Consider the following 22,745-nt stretch of genomic DNA (forward strand, 5'->3'; position numbering starts at 1 on the left):
CAGGGATATAATTTATGATGCAACATCATACCTTAACAAGCTTTTATGTAATATTTTAGTAAGAAGATCTTTAAGGAATTTTCCCTAATTTCATCAGGTCAATGAATGCAATGATAGATAGTAAATCAGACAGGGGAGATTTTCTCAGTAAGGCAACCGCAGTAATTGTGGAACAATCTTCAAACGATCAATTCGGGGTTTCTGAACTGGCCGAAGTATTGAGTATGAGCCGTTCCAACCTGCTGAGAAAAATTAAAAAGGCCACCGGTCTTTCAGCAAGTCAGTTCATCCGGCAGGTACGACTGGAAATAGCAATGGATATGCTGAAGGAAACTTCTATTAGTGTTTCAGAGATTTCCTATAAAGTGGGTTTTGGTAGTTCATCTTATTTCATCAAATGTTTCAGGGAGCACTATGGATATTCCCCCGGTGAAGTTGGTAGTCAGGAAGTGGAAAATACGGAGCCTAAAAAACAAGAGCCGGAGGCCTTGGAGATTTCCGATGAAGAGCCAACCCGAAAGATACCAACCCGGGCTTTGATAATCACATTGTCCATACTGGGAATTCTAATTGTGTCTTTCCTTGTTTTTTATAAACAAGCTCCACCGAAGGTAAGTGATGCTCTACCAGAGAAGTCGATAGCGGTTTTACCATTCAAGAATGAAAGCAGTGATTCTTCAAACCTGTATTTTGTAAATGGCCTAATGGAATCTACACTAAATAACCTGCAGAAGATCAGAGACCTGCGGGTGATCAGTCGGTCATCAGTAGAAAAATACAGGAACACCACCAAGTCAATTCCGGAAATAGCCGAAGAACTTAATGTAAGCTATCTTGTTGAAGGCAGTGGACAGAAAGTAGGAGACCAGGTTTTGTTAAATATCCAGCTGATAGATGCTTCTGGTGACCGGCATCTTTGGTCCGCACAATACAATCGCGAAGTAGTGGATATTTTTGCAATTCAGAATGAGGTGGCTACTAAAATTGTGAACTCTGTAAAACCGATAGTCACTCCCGCCGAACTAAGGCAAATTCAGAAAAAACCAACTGAAAACCTGTTGGCGTATGATTATTATCTTCAGGCACTGGATCATTTTTATTACAGGACCAAAGAAGGATTGGAAAAGTCCATTCCTTTATTTGAAAAGGCGATTAAAGAAGATCCTCAGTTCGCCCTGGCTTACGCCAACGTTGCAATAGCTTATTACTTTCTCGATATCTATCAGGCAGAAAAACAATATACCGACAAAATCAATAACTATGCTGACAAGGCGCTGCTTTATGATTCCAGGTTGCCGGAAAGCCTCCTTGCCAAGGCGTTTTATTATATGCATACAAATGAGTACCGTCTGGCTCTTCCTCATCTTGAGAAAGCCCTTGAATACAATCCCAACTCATCTGCAGTGATACAGACGCTTGCCGATCTGTACTCCCAGTACATCCCCAATACCTCAAAGTACCTGGAGTATGCTCTTAAAGGTATACAGCTTGATATTGCCGCCAACGATTCTATACAGAAGAGCTATATTTATCTGCACCTTAGCAATGCACTGGCACAGACGGGATTTGTGGATGAAGCACTAAAATATATCAACAAATCTATAGAGCACCACCCGGAGAATGAGTATTCGCCTTACTTGAAAGCATACATTTTATACGCAAAGGACCGCGATATCGAGCGCACAAAAGAGCTGTTGGTGAGGGAGTGGCAGAAGGATACGACCCGCCTGGACATCCTGCAGGAAGTGGCGAAATTATATTATTTCCAGCAAGATTATGAAACCGCCTTTTTTTACTACGACAAGTTTGTCAAAGGGAAGCAAAGATACGGTCTGGATATTTACCCTCATGAAAATGCCAAGATCGGAATTGTCTATCAAAAGATGGGGCTTGAGAAAGAGGCGGAAGATCTTTTCAAAACCTATAGTGATTATTGCGAAGGGGATCAATCGATCTACAAAAGTGCCAGTATGGCTGTGAAGTATGTACATGAAGGGAAAAATGACCTAGCAATGGAGCAATTAAAAGTCTTTGCAACTCAGGATAATGTCCAATACTGGATTGTGCTGTTTATGGAAATGGACCCTATCCTTGCCCCACTTAAAAGTCATCCGGACTTCGACAAGACCATGCAGAAGATCGAGGAACGATTCTGGAAAGGACATAACCAGCTAAGGGCATCACTTGAGGAAGAAGGAGTGATATAATCAGGAGAACCATTAACTGGTAACTTTGTAGTTCTTTAGGTCAGCTAAGAGTCTTCTCTGTTCCTTACTATCTTTACAATCCTGTTATATACAATTTCCGCTAAATTCCAGTCATATCCATTAAAGTTGGTTGTATTGTTAAACTGAATAATGATGGTGTCCATCTTTTTGTGATATTTTGCAATACTTTGATATCCAGGAAGAAGACCTGTATGTTCGTATTCGTAAAGAGAAGAATAGATTTCCTGTTCCCCATCATTAAAAACAGAACCATCGTTTAACGCCCTCAGAAATATACCCACATCCTCTGCTGTAGACAGCATTAAGCCTGTGTCTTCATATTTAAAATCTTCATCAGTGCCCACATAATATCCACTCATGACATCTTCAATATCTATTTCACTAAGCGAGCCGAAAGTATTTTTGAGCCCAAGAGGGTCCAAGATTTCCTCTTTGATATATTGCTGGTGGGGATATCCCAGCGTTTTATCGATGAGGTCCTCAATCAACATATAATTCGTATTTGAATAGCCATAATCTTCACCTGGTTCAAAGTCAGCTGGCAGATCTAGAGCATAATCAAGTGTTTCTTGCCTGCTTTTTGGAGGCTTTACCCAGAAGTCAGGATGGTCTACAAAGTTGGGAATGCCGCTGCGATGCTGCACCATCATTCTTAATGTGATTCTGTCTGAATATTCAATTCTGTCAGCAAGTTCCGGAAAGTAGTCAGCGAGTGTATTATCCAAAGAAAGACACCCCTCTTTTACTAGTTTTGTCGTAGCAACAGCGATGTAGAGCTTGGTAATACTGGCAATTTTGAATAAAGCTTGCGGATAGGCAGGTATTTCGTTTTCCCGGTCATGCCAACCAGCGGCATAGAACTCCGGTGGCTTCCCGGCCTGGTCTACATAAACGATCATTCCATCAAACCCAAGATCGATTCCTTCATCTAATTGCTCCTGAACCGTGTCTGGTAATGGCATAATCCACGCCTTTACCAAGATCCATGGAACGAAATACAAGGAGCCTATGCTTGCAATAATAAATCCTATTCGGAGAAATCGTTTTACTTTGTTTTCTTTCATGATTTTAAACCGTAAATATTATTGTTGATTTTCACAATTATTTCAAGCCAAGGTCAAAAAACAAATTACTTATCATCGAGCACATCAATTTCTTTGATGATACCATGGCCTACATTTTTTAATTGTCCGTATTGCAAAACCATAGCGTCTAATTGAAAGGCGGCCAGACTAATGACATTTCTATAGGGTGCAGATGCTGTATATTCCTCAAAGACCTGGTAATATTCAGATTGGGGTGTGGCTCTTATTTTGAGGGAATCCTGTGGCAAAAAAGCAGAAGCGAGAATTAAGGATGTATCGAATTGGGTAGAAAGATAGGTCTCCTGATTTACGACATATTCGTTATAGCTCTTCTCATTTTCTGCAATGTCCTCTATTATGCTATGGTAGTTGGTCAAGAGGGAATCAAGGGAGGTATTGTTGATCTTTCCAAAATAAACTGAATTCTTTAAGGCTTCATACCCGCCGGTATTGGGTTTGAAATAGAAATCTGCAAAGGCGACCCCGCAAGACATAAAGAGAAACAGGTCCTCATCTTCAGTTTTATCCAGAATTCGTACTCGAGCCTTTTTACATTGTGTGGCTATTTGTGTTCTATATTTTGTTAATGTGTCCAGAATGCGCAGATCCTCCAAGGTGTGGACCTTTATTTTTCCTAAATAATCTTTTAAGATTTGGTCATCTTTTCTAACCTGGTTCCAGTTGTTGATTTGCAGGGCAATCAAAATTCCGATTACAACAAGTACTATTTCTCCAATAGCATACATGAAATACTTGTTGAACTTACTCTCGGTAAGTAATTTTTGGCGAATCTTTCTAAAGAACTTCATCATTAAAAATTTATAGTAACAATTATTGGGTATTTCAGAAGACTAACAGTTATTCTCAGGAAGCATAATCATTCTGCTTACCGGAGAAATGGACCTGTACCTTTTTATCTAAAGGTTGATCTTTGTAAACCTGTATATTTTAATAAATGTGTAAATGATTCAGCTTTTCATCCATTCCGGCAAACCACTAAATTTTCAAAAGTTGCAAAGGAAAAGATATTTAATTACATTAATTATAGCCTTTCATTACTTTCTTACATTCTGGATCAGTTCTAAAATTCCATCTATATCTTGCATTAGCGGATAATAGTGTGCTTTTTCTGTTGCATAACTGGTAAGGATAAACATCAGAATGTTATTCTCAAATTCTGTCGATTTTAATAAGCCCAAGTTACTTACATCATTTCTGGACTTTGGAAGATCAAGATCGTCATAAACTCCCGCTTGCTTAAAAATTGTACTCAGGCTGCTCTCATTTTTTCGAAACATATCAAGAACCTTTTCTCTTTGAATTGCTAATTCTTCTTCCTGTCTTGAAATATCTTCCAGAGTAGCGGTCCAGTTTGTCAGCTGTTTTCGCAATTCAGTATTTGAAAGATTTTTCAAATTACCAGAGTTAATCATTTCTAACAGGAGGGAATTGTTTGGATTAAAAGCAACATCTGAAGAAAATGTATTGTACAACAGTGTGGAAAATACTATTTCAACGGGCAATTCATTCGCGGTGGTATATCTGAGTATTTCCTTAGCTCCAATGTAGTTGGCCTGATTGACTGCGATCAATTCTGTCAACTTCAATTTACTCGTCTGGAATTCTTCCCTCAGCCCTGTCAGATAAATTTGTTCATTTTTTTCATTTATTCGATCCTGGTTTCTGTTATTGATGGCGAGGGCAATTAATATTCCAATTACAACTAAGGTAATTTCTCCCAAGGCATACCCGAGATACTTGCTGAATTTGTTCTTGTAGAGGAATCTTTTTCTAATATTTCTGAAAAACTTCATTTGGAAATATTTGAATCTCGTTTCTATAGTTATCTAAAATTCTTTAAAAAAATAGAGCTTCGGATTGATCAGAATAGTTAATAAATTTAGTTAATTTTTCTAAGACCCGAAACCTTTTTTAGTGTTGAACCTCGGTACTTAAGAATCTGATGAAATGTACTACTTATAATTATCGCATCTTTTTTAAAAATTCTTAAACAAACAAAAATTACTATATGCGACAGAATAATTTGATAAAGGAAAAAAATTAAACTCCACCAACCACCAAGAGTATTTTCAGTTGAGGAAATTAAGAGTTGATCACCCGAAGGTCCCTGGGAAAAGGTGGTGATTGTCACCAATAGGCAAGTAGAGCGATCGGGTTAGGGCAAATGCAAAGGCAATTCCTCCTACTCCTGTAATTAATAAGGTGTAAATCATTTGCGGGATATCTCCAAAAACATCATATGAAAACCAATGAAAAACACCAAAGACAATAGAGGACAGGGAGATGCCTCTAAGCTTACGAGATATTTCATTGCCAAAACAAGTAATGCTCCGCGAAAGAGCAATTCCTCATAAAAGTACTGACCTTAATGTCCACCATGCACTACTTAGGAACTCCGGAAGTGTATATGAATTATTAATACGAACTTCTGCATTTAGTGCCATAATTAACATAACATAATAAATCACAGCGAAAAAGGCTAAAGAAAAAAGCCAGTTATAAATTCCAGACTGCAAATCCTTTTCAATTTTGGAAGAGTTAAAAGGACAATTCTTGGGGTAGGTGCACCACCCGTTCTTTTATTGGTGGCTTTTGCCTTTTTAGCGCAATCTCCGAATTTTCCAGAAACCAGCTTTGAATTGGCTGTCTAAAAATATTATAAAACCTTTTAAACCAGGTGTATAGTGGTAAATTAAAATAAATTGATTTAAATTAAATGTAATTCAAGATCCCGCTCCGAGTACATAAACCCTCTTTATCTTATTGATTTAGAGGGTTTTTTGGTTTTTGTTGTTATAGTTTTATTTTTAATTCTAGAATTTGACCAAGTATCTTTAATGATTTCAGTTAACAATGAATATCATTCCATTCCTTTTTTACTCTGCTTTTAAAAATTTCTTATCTTGTTTGCAGACGAAGATGATATGAAAACTGCTGCTTCTTTTCTGCTTTTGTTGCTGCTGACTATAGGTGCCTTAGCGCAAAGTCCATATCCAGGAATTGAGAAAAAACCTGTCCCGTTAGGAGTTTCCAGTAAGTTGCCGGGAGCAGTAAATCTGTCCTATTTCCCGGGGGAAGGGCAGAACCACTATATTATTACTTACCATAACCTTGATTCGCCACAATATTACGAACCTGAAACTATTTCTCTTTACGGAGATGAACAAGATCTGGAAGAGTTTTATAGGTTTCTGAAGAAGGGTTTTACCTCCCAGGAAAGCCGGATTAAAAATATTGGTAATGGCGAAAAGATAATGGTAGATTATGCCTATTCCTCAATTCGCATAGCGGTGCTGCGTAAAAACGGATTGAACAGTTTATTCTTTCTATCCCAAAAACAATTAGATAGGTTATTCAGCAAAAATTAATTTTTTCTTTACAGGTTAGCGGGACACCCCTAATATCCTGAAATTCAAAAATTAGATCTTCTTTTTTCAAAGAAATTGTACTTCAGCTTGGGAATTGATGCTTAATTTTTTTTTCAGAGTATGGTTTTCTGTAGTTCAGGAGTTATTTTTTATTAAGAACTTTTCTTGATTATCCTTTTACTGGAAATTATATATTCTTTAGTAATCAGTATCTTTAAAGTCTCTTCTCATTCTTATAGTCTGGAACTTAATCATTTCCCGGGAAACATTTCTCCAGTTTGGAACTGAACGTGTAGCAGATTCTATAGAATGATCAATAGCATCTTCGGGATTGTCAAAATAACCTTTTCCATTGCAGGAAGTACAGGTCTCTTCATATACATTTATAGTAGCAGGTCCCATTCCAAAACCCGAGCAAACTTCGCATTTAACTTTATTCATAACCATCAGATTTATAACAATATACATGTCAAATATAAATGAAAAATATTAATGGATGGCGAATAAAATTGTTAAGGGTTAACTTGTAGCATAAAGTGGTGAAGTAAGTACTGATGTATGTGTAAGTAAATTATTATTAAAACGATAAAATACTCCGGTCACAAAACCTGATCAAAGTAATTTCAGGAGTTATAGGATTTTCCTTCTTTCTCTTCACCTTTTTCAATTTTTTCATCTGCCCATTCTTTTTCTTCGCTGTCTGCTTCTTCAGGTTCATCCTGCAGATGTTGCTTCCGGGGTTCATAATTCAGCTTAACATACATAGGGAAGTGATCTGATCCTATACTTTTCAGTCTTTTGATCTCTACAAGACAAAAATCTTCGGTGTGAAAAATATGGTCAAGAGGCCATCTAAAGAAAGAGTAGCCTGTGTGATAGGTGTTATAAAATCCGCGACCAATCCTTGGATCGAGCAATCCGCTAATGCGTTGGAAGAGTCTCGTGGTTCTTGACCAGGCAACATCATTAAGATCTCCAAATACCAGAACAGGTTCTTCTTTAGGTTTAATTTCCCTTCCAATCAAAAGTAGTTCTGCATCACGGTTGGTTGATGTGCTATCTTCGGTTGGGCTTGGCGGTTTTGGATGTAAACAGTGGATATGAACCTTTTCTCCGCTTCTTAATCGGGTATATCCATGTATTGAAGGGATCTCATCTGAAATAAGATATTTTACCTCAATCTCTTCTAACTCTAATTTAGAATACAGGTGCATTCCGTAGAGATTGTCCTGCGGAATCTTCACTGTAAAAGGATAATCCTCTTCAAGTTCAGATATGGCATCCTCCCATTTTTTATCTGTTTCCAGGGTGAGAACAATATCAGGTTGTTTTTTGTGGACTCTGGCGATTAACTTTGAATAGTTGTCGTTGGTAGTGAGAACGTTGCTAACAAGGATTGAAATGTGGCTAGTCTGGCTACTTCCTTTGTACTTCAGCACCTGTTTTTTAGCGAGAATGGTATATGGGTATATTTTTATAGCTTGATATACAAAACTGGCGAACAAGAGGGATACCAGCACTACCTGCCAGGTTTCTTCAAAGGTGTAGTAAAATAAAGAAAACGCAAGAACCAGGATAATCAGGAAGCATATTTGCAACCTTGGAAAATCAAACCCTCTAACCCACCATTGATCAAATTTAGTAAGAGATGCCAGTGTGGGGATGAGCATTAACACACTGCAAATTAAAAGAACAATTTCGGGGATAGTCATAAAATAGCTTCGGAGTATTTTTATCGAATTTACCTTAAAAAATAACAAAAAGCCAAAAGATTTTTCATTTTTCCGTTAACTGTAAAAATCCTAAAAAAAGGAGGAAATAGCGATCTGTACATTTAGTTGCCTGGTTTTAATTCCCGTAGTAATTTATATAATTTAACAACAGATGTAGATAATAAGGAAAAGGTTACAAAAAGGTTGTTTTAAAAGCACTTTTTTTTGTCAACCTAATCTAAATCCAGAATGACGATTTTAGAGCTTTTCAGACAGCCTTTAAACAAGAATTTTAGATGTTTTTCTAGTAACAAGGTCGGCGGCGTCTTTCATTTAATCCGGGGCCTCCAATTTTAAATATGATACTCACAACTACCTGATGAAGTCTGGAATCATCAAAAGTTGCTTCATTGACTCCATACTCAGCATTCAAGATATCAAGCCCCTGAACTTCTTCAGAAGAGAGGTTGTGTTCGTAACGTACGTCAATTCCAAATCTTCCATATTCCACTTTGGCTCCTATCTGTGCATTGATGGGCGAATCCTGAACTACAATTGGATCTAAAAATTCTTCTCCTTCTAAGGTGGAGGATAGAACATTGGAATAAACCGGACCCGCATATATATCCAACGGACCAAAAATATTATAACCTACCAATAAGGGCACTGTAACTGTTTCTACAGAATAAGTAGCGGGCTGGTTGGGAAATTCAAAAGTGCTTTCCAGAGAGGTATAAACCACTTCCGGGCGTACGAAAAAATTTCCGAAATTTATTTGTCCAAAAGCACCACCATGAAAACCGATCTCTCCATTGGCTTCAAAAGTTTCATCAGAAAATCTTGCCTGAGTTCCTGTTATTTGTCCGCCCATGGTGTAATTTATTCCTCCTTTGAGACCATAACTTATTTCCTGGGAAAGACTTAAAGAAGTAACTCCAAAAATTAAAAATAGAGATAATATATATTGTTTCATAAGATGTGTGTCTGTACTGGGTTACAAATAAAAAAGATTTTTTCGGTTATCTCAACTAATTTATAAAGTTATAACGTTCTAAGCAGGAAATAATTTTAATGCAAAGTAAAATCTCGCTAATGGGTTAAAAAAAAGCTACTTCGAAGAGTAGCTTTTAATGGTATACGGTAATTTTATTGAACGTCATCCGCTTCATTTATCTCCTCGTTGATCTCTCTTTCCACTTTCTCAGCACCTTTTTCAAGTTCTTCAGCTGCCTTTTCAGTGTTTCTTTCAATGTCTTCACCGGCAGCTTCCAGAGCGTCTTCTGCTTTTCGTTCTGTTGATTCCCTGCAAGACGTAAGAGACATAGTTAAGCCTATAGCAAACACAAATACAAGTAATTTTTTCATAGGATTAAAAATAAGAGGTTAATAAAAGAGGCTGTCTAAAAAGGAGTTTTTTGTCAACCTTTCCCAAAGAATCGGGAGTTTCAGAATGACGTTTTAAAAACTTTTTAGACAGCCTTAATTAAAAATTGTAATGAGGAAGACTAGATATCGTCAGTTCCTTCAACTTCAGCTTCTACTTCTTCAGCTCCGGCTTCGATTTCGTTGCCAACTTCTTCAGCACCTTCTTCGATTTCTTGTCCTGCTTCTTCGAATTCAGCTTCTACATCGTCAACGTTAGTTTCGTTGTTTTCAGTAGTTTCTCTACAAGAATAGATAGACAATGTAAATACGGCAGCTAATAATACTAGTGATAATTTTTTCATGTTCATTATGTTTGATTAGTAGGACAAATTTAAACTAATTTTTAAATAAGCAAAGGCGAGCCATTATAAAATGGGGTTAAGATAGATAAACAGGCATTATTTTTCTTTAACTGCGGGGTCAGGAATGCTTCAGAAGGTATTCAGAAATAATCCTGGTGGCACCCGTATGGGAATTTATAAAGTGGCCGGAAATCATTCCGGTTTTTCCTCTGAAATCTTTGTCATCAATTAACTTTTGAAGAATGGTGGCAAGTTCTTCTTTATTTGCTACAGCAAACAATCCCGCGAGTTTCTGAAGTTGAATAGCTTCCGGAAACTTTTCAAAATTTCCTCCAATAATAATTGGTAATCCAAAAGTGGCAGGTTCAAGAATATTATGTAAGCCCGTATTACCGGCGGCGCCACCAACATATGCAATGTCTGCGTAGCTGTAGATTTTGGTGAGCAAACCAATAATGTCAATGATGAAAACCTGGAATGTGGCAAGATTTTTTTTTTCTTTTTCTGAAAAAAGTACAGATTTCTTTTTCAGGAGGTGCTGTAACCGCTGAATTTTTCCAGGTTTTAAAGTATGTGGAGCGATGACAAACTTTACTTCTTCTGAAGCATTATTGATAAAATCGATCAGCAGGCCTTCGTCTTCGGGCCAGGTGCTGCCTGCCACCACACACAGTTTTCCGTTTTGGAATTCTTCAATAAAATCTAGGTGATTATCTTGTTCAATTTGATGTGAAACTCTATCAAATCTGGTGTCTCCACTTAAAGTAACGTTGGAAAAGCCGATCGAACATAAAAGGTGGACAGACTTTTCATTTTGGACAAAGAAATGTTCAAAAGTCTGCAGATAGGAGCGCATCCAGCTTCCGTAGGTTTTGAAAAATACCTGATCTTCCCTGAAGCCTCCTGAAACAAGAAGTGTCCTGATTTTCCTTTTTTTCAATTCCTGAAGATAATTCGGCCAGAATTCATATTTGATAAAAAGTGCCCATTCAGGATTCACACGATCTAAGAATCGCTTTACATTGGAAGCTGTATCGATGGGTAGGTAGACGGTAACATCTCCCAAAGATTTATTTTTCTTTACTTCATAACCCGAGGGAGAAAAAAAGGTAATCACGATCTTTTTCTCCGGAAACTGTTTTTTTACAATCTCAATTACCGGTACCGCCTGTTCGTATTCTCCCAGGGATGCGGCATGGAACCAAATAGTTTTATCATTAGGCGATAATTCATGTTCAAGCTTTGAGAAGACATCTTTTCTTCCGCTAACAAAGAGCTTCATTTTTTCGCTAAACAATCCACTTGTCGGAAGTAGTTTTTCAGCAGCGTTCACTAATATATTATAAAGAAAATGCACTATCAGGATTTTGACTGCTAAATTAAAAAAATAGGATTGGCGAAAGGGTCTATATTTCGTATTTTCGTAAACCTATAATATAAGCATATGAATAAGATACAAATGGTTGACTTAAAAGGTCAGTATGAAAAAATAAAAGATCAGGTTAATTCGTCAATTCTGGAAGTTGTAGACTCTACTGCTTTCATAAATGGTCCCGAAGTTCATCAATTTCAGAAAGAACTGGAGGAGTACCTGGATGTAAAACATGTGATTCCCTGTGCAAACGGAACAGATGCCTTACAGATCGCCATGATGGGACTGGGCCTGAAACCCGGAGATGAAGTTATTACAGCTGATTTTACGTTTGCTGCTACAGTGGAAGTAATAGCATTACTTCAGTTAACTCCTGTCCTGGTAGATGTGGAGCCGGATACTTTTAATATTGATCCTGAGGCTATAAAAAAAGCCATCACACCAAGAACAAAAGCCATTGTTCCGGTGCACCTTTTCGGGCAGGCGGCAAATATGGATGCCATCATGGAAATAGCCGAAGAGCACAATCTTTATGTAATTGAAGACAATGCCCAGGCTATAGGTGCAAATTATCATTTTAAAGATGGTAAGAAGAAAAAGGCAGGAGCCATTGGTCATGTGGCTTCAACCTCCTTCTTTCCTTCAAAGAATTTAGGTTGTTACGGAGACGGGGGAGCGATCTTTACCAATGATGATGACCTCGCACATACCATTCGCGGAATTGTGAACCACGGAATGTATGAACGATACCATCACGATGTGGTTGGGGTAAATTCACGTCTCGACAGTATTCAGGCGGCGGTGTTAAGAGCCAAATTGCCAAATCTGGATACTTATAACGAGGCAAGGCAAATGGCTGCTAAAAAATATTCCGAAGCATTTAAAGGGCAGGATAATATTGAAATACCTTACACGGTAGGGAGTGATGATACGCATGTGTATCATCAATACACCCTAAAGATAATGAACGGAAAAAGAGATGCATTGGTGAAGCACCTCAATGAAAAGGAAATTCCCTGCGGAGTCTATTACCCAATCCCTTTGCATAGCCAAAAGGCATATAAAGATGAGCGATACATGGAAGAGGACTTTACAGTTACCAATCAGCTGGTGAAAGAGGTGATTTCACTTCCCATGCATACAGAGCTGGATGAGGAGCAGATCAATTTTATCACGAAAGAAGTTATTGAATTTGTGAATAGCTAAGCAGCAGATTTAAATTTTAGTTATAAAAAAAGCCGGCAAGAAATTCTCTTGCCGGCTTTTAAATAATGATTCGTTTCTAAATTTCTGCTGAAGAAACTTGTGCTGTACGATCTATTTTTTTAACCAGTCCCTGAAGAACTTTTCCGGGGCCGATTTCCACAAATTCCGTAGCTCCGTCTTTGATCATATTCTGTACACTTTGTGTCCATTTTACAGGAGCAGTTAGCTGAAACATTAAATTTTCCTTGATCGCTGCAGGGTCTGTAACCGCAAAAGTACTTACGTTCTGATAAATCGGGCACTTCGGATTTTTAAATTCTGTTTCTTTTATAGCGGCTGCAAGTTCTTCTCTTGCAGGTTCCATTAAAGGAGAATGGAAAGCACCTCCAACCGGAAGGATCATCGCCCGGCGGGCTCCTAATTCTTTCAGCTCTTCACAAGCTTTTTCTACTGCCAGTTGATCTCCTGAGATCACCAGTTGTCCGGGACAATTATAATTGGCCGCAACTACAATACCTTTCGTCTGCGCACAAATAGATTCTACAAGATGGTCTTCCAGTCCTAAAACTGCTGCCATAGTAGATTCTTCCAGTTCACATGCTTTCTGCATAGCTGTGGCTCGTTTGGATACCAGTTTTAGTCCGTCCTCAAATTCCAGGACGCCGTTAGCCACAAGGGCAGAAATTTCTCCCAGGGAGTGACCGGCTACCATGTCGGGATCAAAAGAATCACCCATTACTTTGCTAAGAATCACAGAATGTAAAAAAACTGCAGGCTGAGTCACTTTTGTTTGCTTTAGATCTTCTGCAGTTCCTGCGAACATAACATCTGTAATAGAGAATCCAAGAATGTCATTTGCTTTCTCAAAAAGGTCTTTTGCCTGGGCAGATTTTTCGTATAGATCTTTACCCATCCCGCTGAACTGTGCTCCCTGTCCGGGAAAAATAAATGCTTTCATATGTGAAGATTTTATTTGGCAAAAATAGAAAAATAAAAAAGACCTCATGTTATCCACTCATGAGGTCTTTCGATAAGCTTTTTCTTTTATAGCTTTAATTTTCCTTTTCTGCCTACGTCCTGATCATTTCCTGTGATAGCTGCAGCTCCCATCTTTAACAAGGTTACATATTTGTTGCCTTTCGTATCCCAGTAATAAGCTTCTGAAGGGGTGAACTTTATGGCCGTTAATTGAGGATCATTTACACCATCAAACCAGCTGTCACTGGTTTTTTCATAAAGATCTTCCAATACATCTTTTTCAGTAACAATTTCTCCGGTACCGTAAACACTCAGAAATTCCATGTCCGATGGTTTACTGTACAGCAACTGTATGGCCCCGGTTCTTTCAATATTTTGATTGTGCTCACTACTTCGAAGGCTGAGGAACCAGATATTACCCGCCTCATCTACTTTTTTGGTGGCCATAGGAATGGCATCAAGGGGTTTTTGTTCAAAACCTGTTACCATCATGGCTATTTTAATATCTTCTGCAAGAGATTTCATTTTCTCTTTAGCTTCCGGCTTATTATGATTTTCTGTACTCATAGTTTTCTTTTTAAATTTAACTACTTAAATATAAGTGGATTCTAAGGCTTTTTGCGCTAAAGAACTGCTAAAAGAAAACCGGTTGTGTTAAGTTACTTACGAAAAATTGTTAAGAATGCTTTTTACGCGTGAAAGATAGCTGCTGCCAAAAATATTCAGGTGCACCAGTAGATAATACAACTGCCATAGCGGAATGCGCTTCTGAAACCCTGGTTCAAGTGGAAATATTTCCTGGTAACTTCTGAAAATTTCTTCGGAAAAGCCTCCGAAAAGCTTCATCATGGCAAGATCCATTTCGCGTGGGCCGTAGGAAACAGCAGGATCAATAAGGCAGGGCCTACCTTCGGAATTTACCAGGTAATTCCCGCTCCATAAATCTCCGTGTATCAACGCCGGACTCTCTTCCGGAATTTCAGCGGCGATATTTTTAAAGATCGTATCTAAATCTGAAAATGAGAACCCTCTTTCTGAAGCCATTTTAATTTGTGGCTCAATCCGTTGATGAATGTAAAAATCGGAAGCAGAAGTTTCTTTTCCGTTATACTGCGGTAAACTTCCAATGTAATTGGAGGAATGAAATCCGAAATCCGGGGCAGAGATTTTGTGTAAAGCGGCAAGATCTTCTGCAAATAACCGGGGGAACTCCGCCAACGGTTTCCCTTCAGGTTTATGTTCCAGCAGGAGATAGGATGTGAAATCTATTGTTCCACAGGAAAAAGCTTCAGGTACGTCTATGGTATTACTGTTCCTTAGAGCTTCCAGACCCTCTTTTTCGGCTTCGAACATGCTGGGGAATTCAGAAGCTTTGTTCAGTTTGATCACTCTTTCTCCCGAAGTGGTTTTCAGAAGATAAACAGTATTAATACTTCCTCCCGAAAGGGAAGAAAAGTTGCTAACCTTGAAACCTTCTGCGGCTTCTAATTGATCTATTATTTTTTGAAGATCATTTGGCACGTTCATAAGTTAAGTAAGTGAAAGCATACGCATGACGTTCATCTTTTTCATGAAATTCTGAAGAGACCAGTCTCCATTTATCAGGATCTATTTCCGGAAAATAAGTGTCTGCCTCAAAAGTTCCATGCACCCGGGTAAGCTCTATCTTGTCTGCTTTTTCCATGGAAAGTTTGTAGATCTCGCCTCCACCAATCACAAAGGGTTGTGGGTCTACCTGTGCGATCTGCAGCGCTTTTTCCAGCGAATGAACCACAATGGCCCCGTCTGGCTCATAATCTTTTTGTCTTGTTATAATAATATGGGTGCGGTTGGGAAGCGGTTGTGGAAAAGATTCAAAAGTTTTTCTTCCCATGATGATATGATGGCCGGTGGTGAGCTGCTTAAAACGTTTAAAATCGTCGGGCAGGTGCCATACTAAATCCTTGTCCTTTCCCAATTCATTATTTTCTGCCGCAGCGGCAATCAAAGTAACTTCAGGCATAACTTAAGAGTTTACTGGCTTATCTGGGTCTATTGGATCATTGCCGCCTGGGTTAGTATATGGTTTGGGTTGTGGATTGGTTTCCGGGATAGTCCTCCTGGTTTCTGGATCTGGCAACGGGTGATCTTTTTCTACTTTTCGTTCCAGTTCTTCGATCCTTTTCCGTTGTTTGGCAACCAGTCGATCAATTTGACTGTTTTCCCAGTCTTTACCTAAAAATCTGTTGGTAACAAAGACATTATAAACGTGAAGGAGTAAAATCACTGCCCAAATAATAATGGCCCAAACGAACCAGTCGAGTCCGAAAGGCTGAATATCCTGTCCATATTCCAGGAAAGCATTGAGAATGATGAAAATAACCGAGCCAATTAAAAAGAAAATAAAGTGCTGAATAAGCCTTCTCTTCTGTTTTGCACGTTCCTGTGCTTTTTCGATCATTTCCCGTTGCTCCGGGTCTATGGAAGATTTATTCTTTTTAAAAGCCATAATAAAGCAGTATTTTAGATGTATTGATTCAAATTTATTGATTTTACTTCGGAATCTTATCTGCTTATGAAAAATTTTAAAAAACAATTTCCGCTCTTAAAGCAATATACTTATTTAAATACAGCAGCTTCAGGACTTCTTTCTGAAGATCTCCTGGAATTTCGGCAGGATCATGATCTGGATTTTTTGATCTCTGGAAGCATCCTTAAAGAAAACCAGGGAGCATTATTGAGCGATGTGCGGAAGGCGGTAGGGAAGTTTTTCCATTGTCCGCCAAACCAAATAGCCCTCACGTCTAATTTTTCCTACGGATTCAATGTTCTATTGGAAGGCGTGGAGCCGGGAAAAAAGTTCCTGCTGCTGGAAAATGACTATCCGTCGATTAATCACGCAGTGGAAGCGCGGGATTTTAAAACCTGCTATGCGAAAATTGATGAAAACCTCGAGGAAAATATTGCTGAAGTGGTTAAAAGGGAAAAACCCGATCTTTTTGCGTTTAGCCTGGTGCAGTGGATCAACGGAATCAAAATAGATCTGGATTTCCTGAAGAACCTCAAGCAGGATCATCCAGAAATGCTCATTATAGCCGATGGCACCCAATACTGCGGAACCGAAGAATTTAAATTCGACGCTTCCGGAATTGATGTGCTGGGAAGCAGCACCTACAAATGGATGAATGCCGGTTATGGAAATGCTTTTTTCCTGTTCAAGGAGTCGGTGGCAGGCAGGATCCATCCCAAATATGCCGGCTTCGGATCTCTCCAGGGAAAATATAAAGCTGAGGAAGGAATTTTTATCGGCAGGTTTGAGCCGGGACATCTGGATACGTTTAACTTCGGAAGTTTACTCACTGCAATAAACTTAATTAAGAAAATTGGGCTCAAGGAGATAGAAAGAGCCGTAAAAACCATATCTGCTGAAGCAAGAGAAGCATTTGAAAAAGAGAATTTACTGGAGCCTGAAGTTTCCAAAAGAAAGGATCATTCTTCGCTGTTCAATATCAAAGGGGACGATGCCCTTTTTCAGCATTTACGAAACAACAATATCATCTGTTCCCAACGTGGCACCGGAATTCGGGTGAGTTTCCATTACTTCAATACTTCCGAGGATTTAAATACTCTTATAAAGGCAATAAATTCTTTTAAAAAATAAGAAAGGCTGTAGAAAATGAATTTTCCGCAGCCTTTCAAATCATGATCTGGAAAATCACAATAGAAAAACACCTTTTTCTGCATAGCTTTCTCGCAGGCTTTCTGGCCAGATGCTTACCTGTACTTCTCCTATATGTTTCTTTTTAAGCAGGAACATACAAAGTCTTGACTGGCCAATTCCGCCGCCAATACTTTGAGGAAGTTCTCCTGCAAGTAATTTTGTGTGGTAGTAGAGTTTAGCTCTTTCTTCCTGCCCGGTAAGTTGCAATTGTCTTTGGAGTGTTTCTGTATCTACACGAATTCCCATGGACGATAGTTCGAAAGCCTGTTCTAAAACGTGGTTCCAAACGATGAGGTCTCCGTTCAATCCTGAGTGTCCTTTTTCACTTTGGGTGGTCCAGTCATCATAATCGGGAGCACGGCCATCGTGGGCTTCTCCATTGGATAATTTTCCGCCAATGCCAATCAAAAAGATAGCACCATGTTCTTTGGCGGCAGCATTTTCACGCTCTTTCGGACTCAAATCTGGATATTTTTGGAGCAGGTCTTCGGTATGGATGAAGCTAATCTCTTCGGGCAGAACAATATATTTTTCGGGATATTTTTCAGAAACAGCTTTCTCGGTGGTGGTTATTGCGCTGTAGATTTTCGTGACTGTTTGTTTCAGAAAATCCAGCTGTCGTTCTTCTTCTGTCATACATAATTCCCAGTCCCATTGGTCTACATAGATCGAATGGATAGGAGTGAAGTCTTCATCGGGTCGCAGAGCTCTCATATCGGTGAGAATTCCGGTGCCGGGGGTAATTCCGTATTCTTTTAGTCGGATTCTTTTCCATTTAGCTAAAGATTGTACTACTTCTGCAGGTTGATCATCTAAACCTTTAACCGGAAATTTCACTGCACGTTCAATTCCGTTGAGGTCGTCATTGATGCCGGTGCCTTTCAGGACGATCATAGGTGCCGAAATTTTTGTAAGGTTAAGTTCTTTGCTGAGTTGCTGTTCGAAGGTTGATTTTACGGCAGAAATAGTTTCTTCTGTATGGAACTTTTCTGCAAGGATTTCCTGAGTTTGTAAAGTTTTCATTGTTGTATGTTTTAAAGTTTAATTGATTCAAAAAATTTAACAAAAAAAAAGCCTGCGCTAGAATAAGGCAGGCAAAAATGCATAGGGGCCTTATCCACGGGTGGCGGACTATTATTATTGATATTATTATTTAAGTTTTTCATAGGTGCAAAAAAAAAGCCTTTCCGGTGTTGGAAAGGCTTTACTATTGTTGGTTTGATCTTAATTTACAATAATGGCCTTCCGCAACCTGAATTATTCAGATTGTTATTGAAGTTATTATTATTGTTGTTTAAAATCACTTTGTTTCTTTTATCTGAGGATAAAACTACTTCTTTTTGCCAGAATAAAAAATTTATTCTTCAATTTTTACTCCTTTCCAGAATGCAACATGGTCTTTTATTTCCTTTGCGGCATCTTTAGGATGGTGATAAAACCAGGCTGCATCTGGGTTCTTATCTTCTCCTACCTGAATATGAAAATAAGAGGCTCTTCCTTTCCAGGGGCAGGCGGTGTGGGTATCACTTAACTGGAAAAATTTATCATGGATGGATTCCGGAGGAAAATAATGGTTGTTTTCCACGACTTTGGTATTGTTGCTTTCTGCTAAAACTTCTCCATTCCAAACTGCTTTCATAATCTTACTTTTTTCTGAATATATAATTTTTGAAGTACCTGTCTTTATCTGTAAAGCTTCCGGTGATCTTCATTCCCGCCTGCTGTGCCAGCCAGTTAACGGAAGCTGAATCGTACTTCTGGGAAATTTCTGTATGAATACTTTCCCATGCCTCGAATTTCACTTCTAAATTTAAGGATTTTATATGAACTGACTGCTCTTTGGTGCTAACCAAATAACTTTTAGTGGTGCCCGACTCGGGATTGTACACCGGCCAGTGAATAAAACTCTCCTCTTCAAAATCCCCATCCAGTTCTCTATTGATCCTTGTGAGCAGGTTTTTGTTGAAAGCCTCTGTCACTCCCGAAGCATCATTGTAGGCGTCTAATATTTTTTTCGGATGTTTTTTCTGATCCAGGCCTATAAAAAACAGATCCTCCGGACCCATGGCAGCAGTGATTTTCTTCAGAAAATTAACAGCCTGCTCCGGTAATAAATTACCGAGGTTGGAACCCAGGAACATGATCACTTTTTTCCGGCTTCTGTATTCCTCCAGTCGTTCCAGGACTTCTGCGTAAGTACCCTGTTGAGGTGCCGTTTCCAGTTCGGGAAGTTCCTTTTCTAAGCTGGAGGTGAGCTGTTGCAACACGTTATTGCTTATATCCACCGGTACATAGGTGAAGCTATACTGTTCCTGCTGTAAATATCTTAAAAGGATTTTCGTCTTTTTACCGTCACCTGCGCCCAGTTCTATAAGGTCAAAACCTTCCTGTGCAGAAAAAGCTTCCGAAATTTCCTTTTTATGATTATCCAGGATCTCAAATTCAAGGTTGGTTAAATAATATTCCGGAAGATCCATGATGTCCTGAAAAAGTTCATCTCCCTTCTTGTCATAAAAAAATTTTGAACTTAAGGTTTTTGGGGTGGAAGTTAATCCTTCCAGCACATCGGTAGCAAACGGGTTTTTTGCAGGGGTCTTTGTTGTTTTATTCATAGGAGTCTTTCCGTAATAGCCACTATTCTTCCATTCTTTCACAAAAACCGTTTCCAGGGATACTAACCTGGAGAACAGAGCAAAAAAAAGGAAACAAGGTTGTTTCCTTCAAATTTACAATATTTCTAATGCTCTTCAGGTTAAAACATTGCTAACACGGCTCAAACCTACAAGACCAATCCAGACTAGGGAATGGAAACCACAATGGGGAGCAGGTAAGTGGTATTTCTACCTGTGCCATCTTTCATGGCAGGAATAAGGTCGGGTAAAGATTCAACTGCCTTTATCCCACGCTTGTTGATATCTTCATTAGAGCCCTCTGCAATGACATTCCCTATTTTCCCAGTATCATTAATTATAAATCTTAGCGTTGTTTTATGGTATCCCTGGTTCAGGTCCGAAAGGTCGAAACTTCTGTTCACCATGGTAGTGATCTTGTTTGCGGTACATTCCCGGCTGCTGCCATTTTTACACTCGGGATAATGAGCAAAAGAATCTAAGTCTTCATATGGCAAGATGGAATCAACTTGAGAAATTGACATACTTCCGAAGTTTAGTTTCAAAGGCACATCCAGGATCACGTTGGCTGCTTTCCCTTCATGTTCTCCGGGAGTGAATTGAGGCAATCCTCTAAGTATCTCAACGCATTCTTTCCTGATCTCTTCTGAAGCTCCCACGGCAGTGGCCCAGGCGACCTTTCCTTCATCATCTATAATGAGTTTAAGGTTCATGAGGAGCGGTTCCTTTCTGTCATCGGGCGTTGTTTTATTCCAGTGTACCTTCTGAAGAATCTCACCTGTAATCGCATCAATGGTACAATTTATCTCACTGGTTTTACAGTTTTTGTGGACAGGAGGTTGATCTACTGCTGCAATCGGAATGAAGGAGCCGGCAGATTTTTCCTGAGACTGCACCAGAAAAGGAAAGAGAAAAAGGAAAAGCAGGAGAGAAGCTCTTTTCATGGCAAAAAAATTAAAAGGTGAAAGGGGTGGTATATTTAACCGATATTGGTTTACCTGCCCTTTCTCCGGGTTTCATTTTCGGGATGAGGGAAATAATTCTTTTGGCTTCTTCGTTAAGTGCCTGTTTTGGCCCTTCCACCTTAAGAATATCCACTTTTCCTTCTTCATTTATGTTGAAAGAGACCACTGCTTTACCCCGAATGTAGTTGCCACTGGCATCTTTCGGAAATTTGTAATGTTGTTTCATGTGAGCAACAAGCTGCTGGTTGAAACATTCCTTTTTTTCCTTCTCTGTGCCTTCACAACCAATCCATACCGGAGCGATTTCACGACTTGAGATGGTGTTCCCATTTACGGTTACGCCTTGCTGTGCGAATGAAGGTGCCGTCGTTAAGAGCAGGATAAGGATAAACAGTGTCTTTTTCATGTTAGTTTTTACTGCACGGCAGTTGTTAGAAATTAAAAGGTACGGTAAATGTACGGGAATCTGGCTCCCCTTGTAGAGTTCCGGGTTTCATCTTCGGAATTTTATTCAGCATCTCACGTGCAGCCTGATTAACTTCCGGTTCTGGGCCTTCTACTGAATTTACCACAACTTTTCCTTCTTCATTGATATCGAAAGAAACTGTTACTTTTCCACGTACGTACTCATTATTGTCGTTCATGGGATATTCATAGTTGTTGCGTACATGTTCAGAAAGTTTCTGGTTGAAACAAGCTTTCTGGTCTTCTGCATTTTCACATCCCGGCCACACCGGAGTTGTTTGTTCCTGAGCGTTCGACACTCCCATTCCGCCAATTACAAAAAATGTAATTAAAAGGATCTTTTTCATGATAGTAATAAAATTTTAAATTAGTAATTATTAGACTGCAACCTTGCCTTTTATGGCCGGATGCGGATTATAATTCTCTAATTTAAAATCTTCAAACGTAAATTCAAAAATATCTTTGACTTTGGGATTAAGTTTCATGGTGGGTAATTCCCGGAAATCCCTTGACAGCTGCAGGTTTACCTGCTCCAGGTGGTTGTTGTAAATATGTGCATCTCCAAAAGTGTGGATAAAATCACCAGCCTCATACCCACAAACCTGCGCGATCATCATTGTGAGCAATGCGTAGGAAGCAATATTAAAAGGTACGCCCAGGAAAATATCTGCACTCCGTTGATAGAGCTGGCAGGATAATTTTCCATCTGCCACGTAAAATTGAAAAAAGGCATGGCATGGCGGTAAGGCGGCTTTTCCGTTTGCTACATTTTCTGAAAAAGACTTAGAAGTATCGGGAAGAACAGAAGGATTCCAGGCAGTGACCAGCATTCTGCGGCTATTGGGATTGATCTTTAGGGTTTCGATCACTTCTTTGATCTGGTCTATGTCCTCACTGTTCCAGTTGCGCCATTGGTGACCATAAACCGGTCCCAGGTCACCCTTTTCATCAGCCCATTCATTCCAGATGCGTACACCGTTATCCTGAAGGTATTTGATGTTTGTATCTCCGTTTAAAAACCACAGGAGTTCATAAATAATAGATTTCAGGTGAAGCTTTTTTGTCGTCACCATGGGGAAACCTTCACTTAAGTCAAATCGCATTTGGTAGCCAAAAACACTTTTTGTGCCGGTGCCTGTGCGGTCTCCTTTTTCATTTCCGTTTTCGAGTACGTGCTTTATAAGTTCGTGGTATTGTTTCATCTTCTTTTCTTTCTAAATCTTTAAAAGGGAGGTGTATTGCTAAAAAATATCCGCAGTATAGCCTGTTTTTCAGGCTTCACGAATTT

At 39.1% G+C, this 22,745-nt stretch carries 25 protein-coding genes; 4 read left to right on the forward strand and 21 right to left on the reverse strand.

Annotated features, from left to right (window positions below):
- Window positions 1-110: 110 nt before the first annotated feature.
- Window positions 111-2,207: a helix-turn-helix domain-containing protein gene (locus tag IE056_RS02205; protein WP_189602977.1), complete on the forward strand. Its 2,097-nt coding sequence runs from the start codon at window positions 111-113 to the stop codon at window positions 2,205-2,207.
- A gap of 44 nt (window positions 2,208-2,251) precedes the next feature.
- Here the strand turns inward: IE056_RS02205 and IE056_RS02210 are convergent, their stop codons facing one another.
- The 3 genes from IE056_RS02210 to IE056_RS02220 all read right to left on the reverse strand — a co-directional run bounded on the left by IE056_RS02210 (window position 2,252) and on the right by IE056_RS02220 (window position 5,127).
- Entirely contained in the window at window positions 2,252-3,292 is a 1,041-nt protein-coding gene (locus IE056_RS02210; protein ID WP_189602978.1) for a serine hydrolase domain-containing protein, read from the reverse strand.
- 65 nt (window positions 3,293-3,357) lie between these two features.
- Window positions 3,358-4,122, reverse strand: a complete 765-nt coding sequence (locus IE056_RS02215) for a DUF6090 family protein (RefSeq protein ID WP_189603414.1) — start codon at window positions 4,120-4,122, stop codon at window positions 3,358-3,360.
- Window positions 4,123-4,368: 246 nt separating this feature from the next.
- On the reverse strand, window positions 4,369-5,127 hold the full coding sequence (locus tag IE056_RS02220) for a DUF6090 family protein (RefSeq protein ID WP_189602979.1): 759 nt from the start codon (window positions 5,125-5,127) through the stop codon (window positions 4,369-4,371).
- 1,110 nt (window positions 5,128-6,237) lie between these two features.
- Between IE056_RS02220 and IE056_RS02225 the strand changes: the two genes are divergently transcribed.
- On the forward strand, window positions 6,238-6,702 hold the full coding sequence (locus tag IE056_RS02225) for a hypothetical protein (RefSeq protein WP_189602980.1): 465 nt from the start codon (window positions 6,238-6,240) through the stop codon (window positions 6,700-6,702).
- A gap of 198 nt (window positions 6,703-6,900) precedes the next feature.
- Here IE056_RS02225 and IE056_RS02230 read toward each other — a convergent pair whose 3' ends face one another.
- From IE056_RS02230 to IE056_RS02255, 6 genes are all read right to left on the reverse strand, one after another.
- On the reverse strand, window positions 6,901-7,143 hold the full coding sequence (locus IE056_RS02230; RefSeq protein ID WP_189602981.1) for a hypothetical protein: 243 nt from the start codon (window positions 7,141-7,143) through the stop codon (window positions 6,901-6,903).
- A gap of 182 nt (window positions 7,144-7,325) precedes the next feature.
- Window positions 7,326-8,414 (reverse strand): endonuclease/exonuclease/phosphatase family protein, encoded by a 1,089-nt coding sequence (locus IE056_RS02235; protein WP_189602982.1) that lies wholly within the window; start codon window positions 8,412-8,414, stop codon window positions 7,326-7,328.
- A gap of 304 nt (window positions 8,415-8,718) precedes the next feature.
- Window positions 8,719-9,387 carry an outer membrane beta-barrel protein gene (locus tag IE056_RS02240; protein ID WP_189602983.1) on the reverse strand — a complete coding sequence of 223 codons (669 nt, stop codon included), beginning with the start codon at window positions 9,385-9,387 and terminating at the stop codon, window positions 8,719-8,721.
- A gap of 173 nt (window positions 9,388-9,560) precedes the next feature.
- The gene (locus IE056_RS02245; protein ID WP_189602984.1) at window positions 9,561-9,779 is read right to left on the reverse strand and encodes a hypothetical protein; all 219 of its coding nucleotides are present in this window, start codon (window positions 9,777-9,779) and stop codon (window positions 9,561-9,563) included.
- Window positions 9,780-9,919: 140 nt separating this feature from the next.
- A complete protein-coding gene (locus IE056_RS02250) occupies window positions 9,920-10,141 on the reverse strand; it encodes a hypothetical protein (protein WP_189602985.1) in 222 nt (73 codons plus the stop codon).
- Window positions 10,142-10,259: 118 nt separating this feature from the next.
- Complete coding sequence (locus IE056_RS02255; protein WP_189602986.1) at window positions 10,260-11,423, reverse strand: 3-deoxy-D-manno-octulosonic acid transferase; 1,164 nt, start codon at window positions 11,421-11,423, stop codon at window positions 10,260-10,262.
- A gap of 162 nt (window positions 11,424-11,585) precedes the next feature.
- Here IE056_RS02255 and IE056_RS02260 point away from each other — a divergent pair, with 162 nt between their 5' ends.
- Entirely contained in the window at window positions 11,586-12,719 is a 1,134-nt protein-coding gene (locus IE056_RS02260; protein ID WP_189602987.1) for a DegT/DnrJ/EryC1/StrS family aminotransferase, read from the forward strand.
- 76 nt (window positions 12,720-12,795) lie between these two features.
- Here IE056_RS02260 and fabD read toward each other — a convergent pair whose 3' ends face one another.
- The 5 genes from fabD to IE056_RS18385 all read right to left on the reverse strand — a co-directional run bounded on the left by fabD (window position 12,796) and on the right by IE056_RS18385 (window position 16,185).
- Complete coding sequence (fabD, locus tag IE056_RS02265) at window positions 12,796-13,677, reverse strand: ACP S-malonyltransferase (RefSeq protein ID WP_189602988.1); 882 nt, start codon at window positions 13,675-13,677, stop codon at window positions 12,796-12,798.
- An 86-nt stretch (window positions 13,678-13,763) separates the two neighbouring features.
- Window positions 13,764-14,264 (reverse strand): pyridoxamine 5'-phosphate oxidase family protein, encoded by a 501-nt coding sequence (locus IE056_RS02270; RefSeq protein WP_189602989.1) that lies wholly within the window; start codon window positions 14,262-14,264, stop codon window positions 13,764-13,766.
- Between the two features lie 96 nt (window positions 14,265-14,360).
- Window positions 14,361-15,224 (reverse strand): fructosamine kinase family protein, encoded by an 864-nt coding sequence (locus tag IE056_RS02275; RefSeq protein ID WP_189602990.1) that lies wholly within the window; start codon window positions 15,222-15,224, stop codon window positions 14,361-14,363.
- The gene (locus IE056_RS18380) at window positions 15,208-15,699 is read right to left on the reverse strand and encodes a dihydrofolate reductase (RefSeq protein ID WP_229793626.1); all 492 of its coding nucleotides are present in this window, start codon (window positions 15,697-15,699) and stop codon (window positions 15,208-15,210) included. Before IE056_RS18380 ends, IE056_RS02275 begins: the two co-directional genes overlap by 17 nt.
- Before the next feature lie 3 nt (window positions 15,700-15,702).
- Window positions 15,703-16,185, reverse strand: coding sequence for a 2TM domain-containing protein (locus IE056_RS18385; RefSeq protein WP_229793627.1), 483 nt, complete (start codon window positions 16,183-16,185; stop codon window positions 15,703-15,705).
- Between the two features lie 66 nt (window positions 16,186-16,251).
- Here IE056_RS18385 and IE056_RS02285 point away from each other — a divergent pair, with 66 nt between their 5' ends.
- Window positions 16,252-17,337 carry an aminotransferase class V-fold PLP-dependent enzyme gene (locus tag IE056_RS02285; RefSeq protein ID WP_189602991.1) on the forward strand — a complete coding sequence of 362 codons (1,086 nt, stop codon included), beginning with the start codon at window positions 16,252-16,254 and terminating at the stop codon, window positions 17,335-17,337.
- A 54-nt stretch (window positions 17,338-17,391) separates the two neighbouring features.
- Here the strand turns inward: IE056_RS02285 and asnA are convergent, their stop codons facing one another.
- From asnA to IE056_RS02320, 7 genes are all read right to left on the reverse strand, one after another.
- Entirely contained in the window at window positions 17,392-18,420 is a 1,029-nt protein-coding gene (asnA, locus tag IE056_RS02290; protein ID WP_189602992.1) for an aspartate--ammonia ligase, read from the reverse strand.
- A gap of 334 nt (window positions 18,421-18,754) precedes the next feature.
- Entirely contained in the window at window positions 18,755-19,036 is a 282-nt protein-coding gene (locus tag IE056_RS02295; RefSeq protein WP_189602993.1) for a DUF427 domain-containing protein, read from the reverse strand.
- 4 nt (window positions 19,037-19,040) lie between these two features.
- On the reverse strand, window positions 19,041-20,051 hold the full coding sequence (gene egtD / locus IE056_RS02300; protein ID WP_308427586.1) for an L-histidine N(alpha)-methyltransferase: 1,011 nt from the start codon (window positions 20,049-20,051) through the stop codon (window positions 19,041-19,043).
- Between the two features lie 143 nt (window positions 20,052-20,194).
- Window positions 20,195-20,971, reverse strand: coding sequence for an energy transducer TonB (locus IE056_RS02305; protein ID WP_189602994.1), 777 nt, complete (start codon window positions 20,969-20,971; stop codon window positions 20,195-20,197).
- A 10-nt stretch (window positions 20,972-20,981) separates the two neighbouring features.
- Window positions 20,982-21,398: an energy transducer TonB gene (locus IE056_RS02310; RefSeq protein WP_189602995.1), complete on the reverse strand. Its 417-nt coding sequence runs from the start codon at window positions 21,396-21,398 to the stop codon at window positions 20,982-20,984.
- A 25-nt stretch (window positions 21,399-21,423) separates the two neighbouring features.
- Window positions 21,424-21,804 carry a TonB family protein gene (locus IE056_RS02315; protein WP_189602996.1) on the reverse strand — a complete coding sequence of 127 codons (381 nt, stop codon included), beginning with the start codon at window positions 21,802-21,804 and terminating at the stop codon, window positions 21,424-21,426.
- A gap of 30 nt (window positions 21,805-21,834) precedes the next feature.
- Window positions 21,835-22,659 (reverse strand): thymidylate synthase, encoded by an 825-nt coding sequence (locus tag IE056_RS02320; RefSeq protein WP_189602997.1) that lies wholly within the window; start codon window positions 22,657-22,659, stop codon window positions 21,835-21,837.
- Window positions 22,660-22,745 lie beyond the last annotated feature (86 nt).

The sequence above is a fragment of the Salinimicrobium marinum genome, assembly GCF_014651535.1.
Classification (GTDB): Bacteria; Bacteroidota; Bacteroidia; order Flavobacteriales; family Flavobacteriaceae; genus Salinimicrobium; species Salinimicrobium marinum.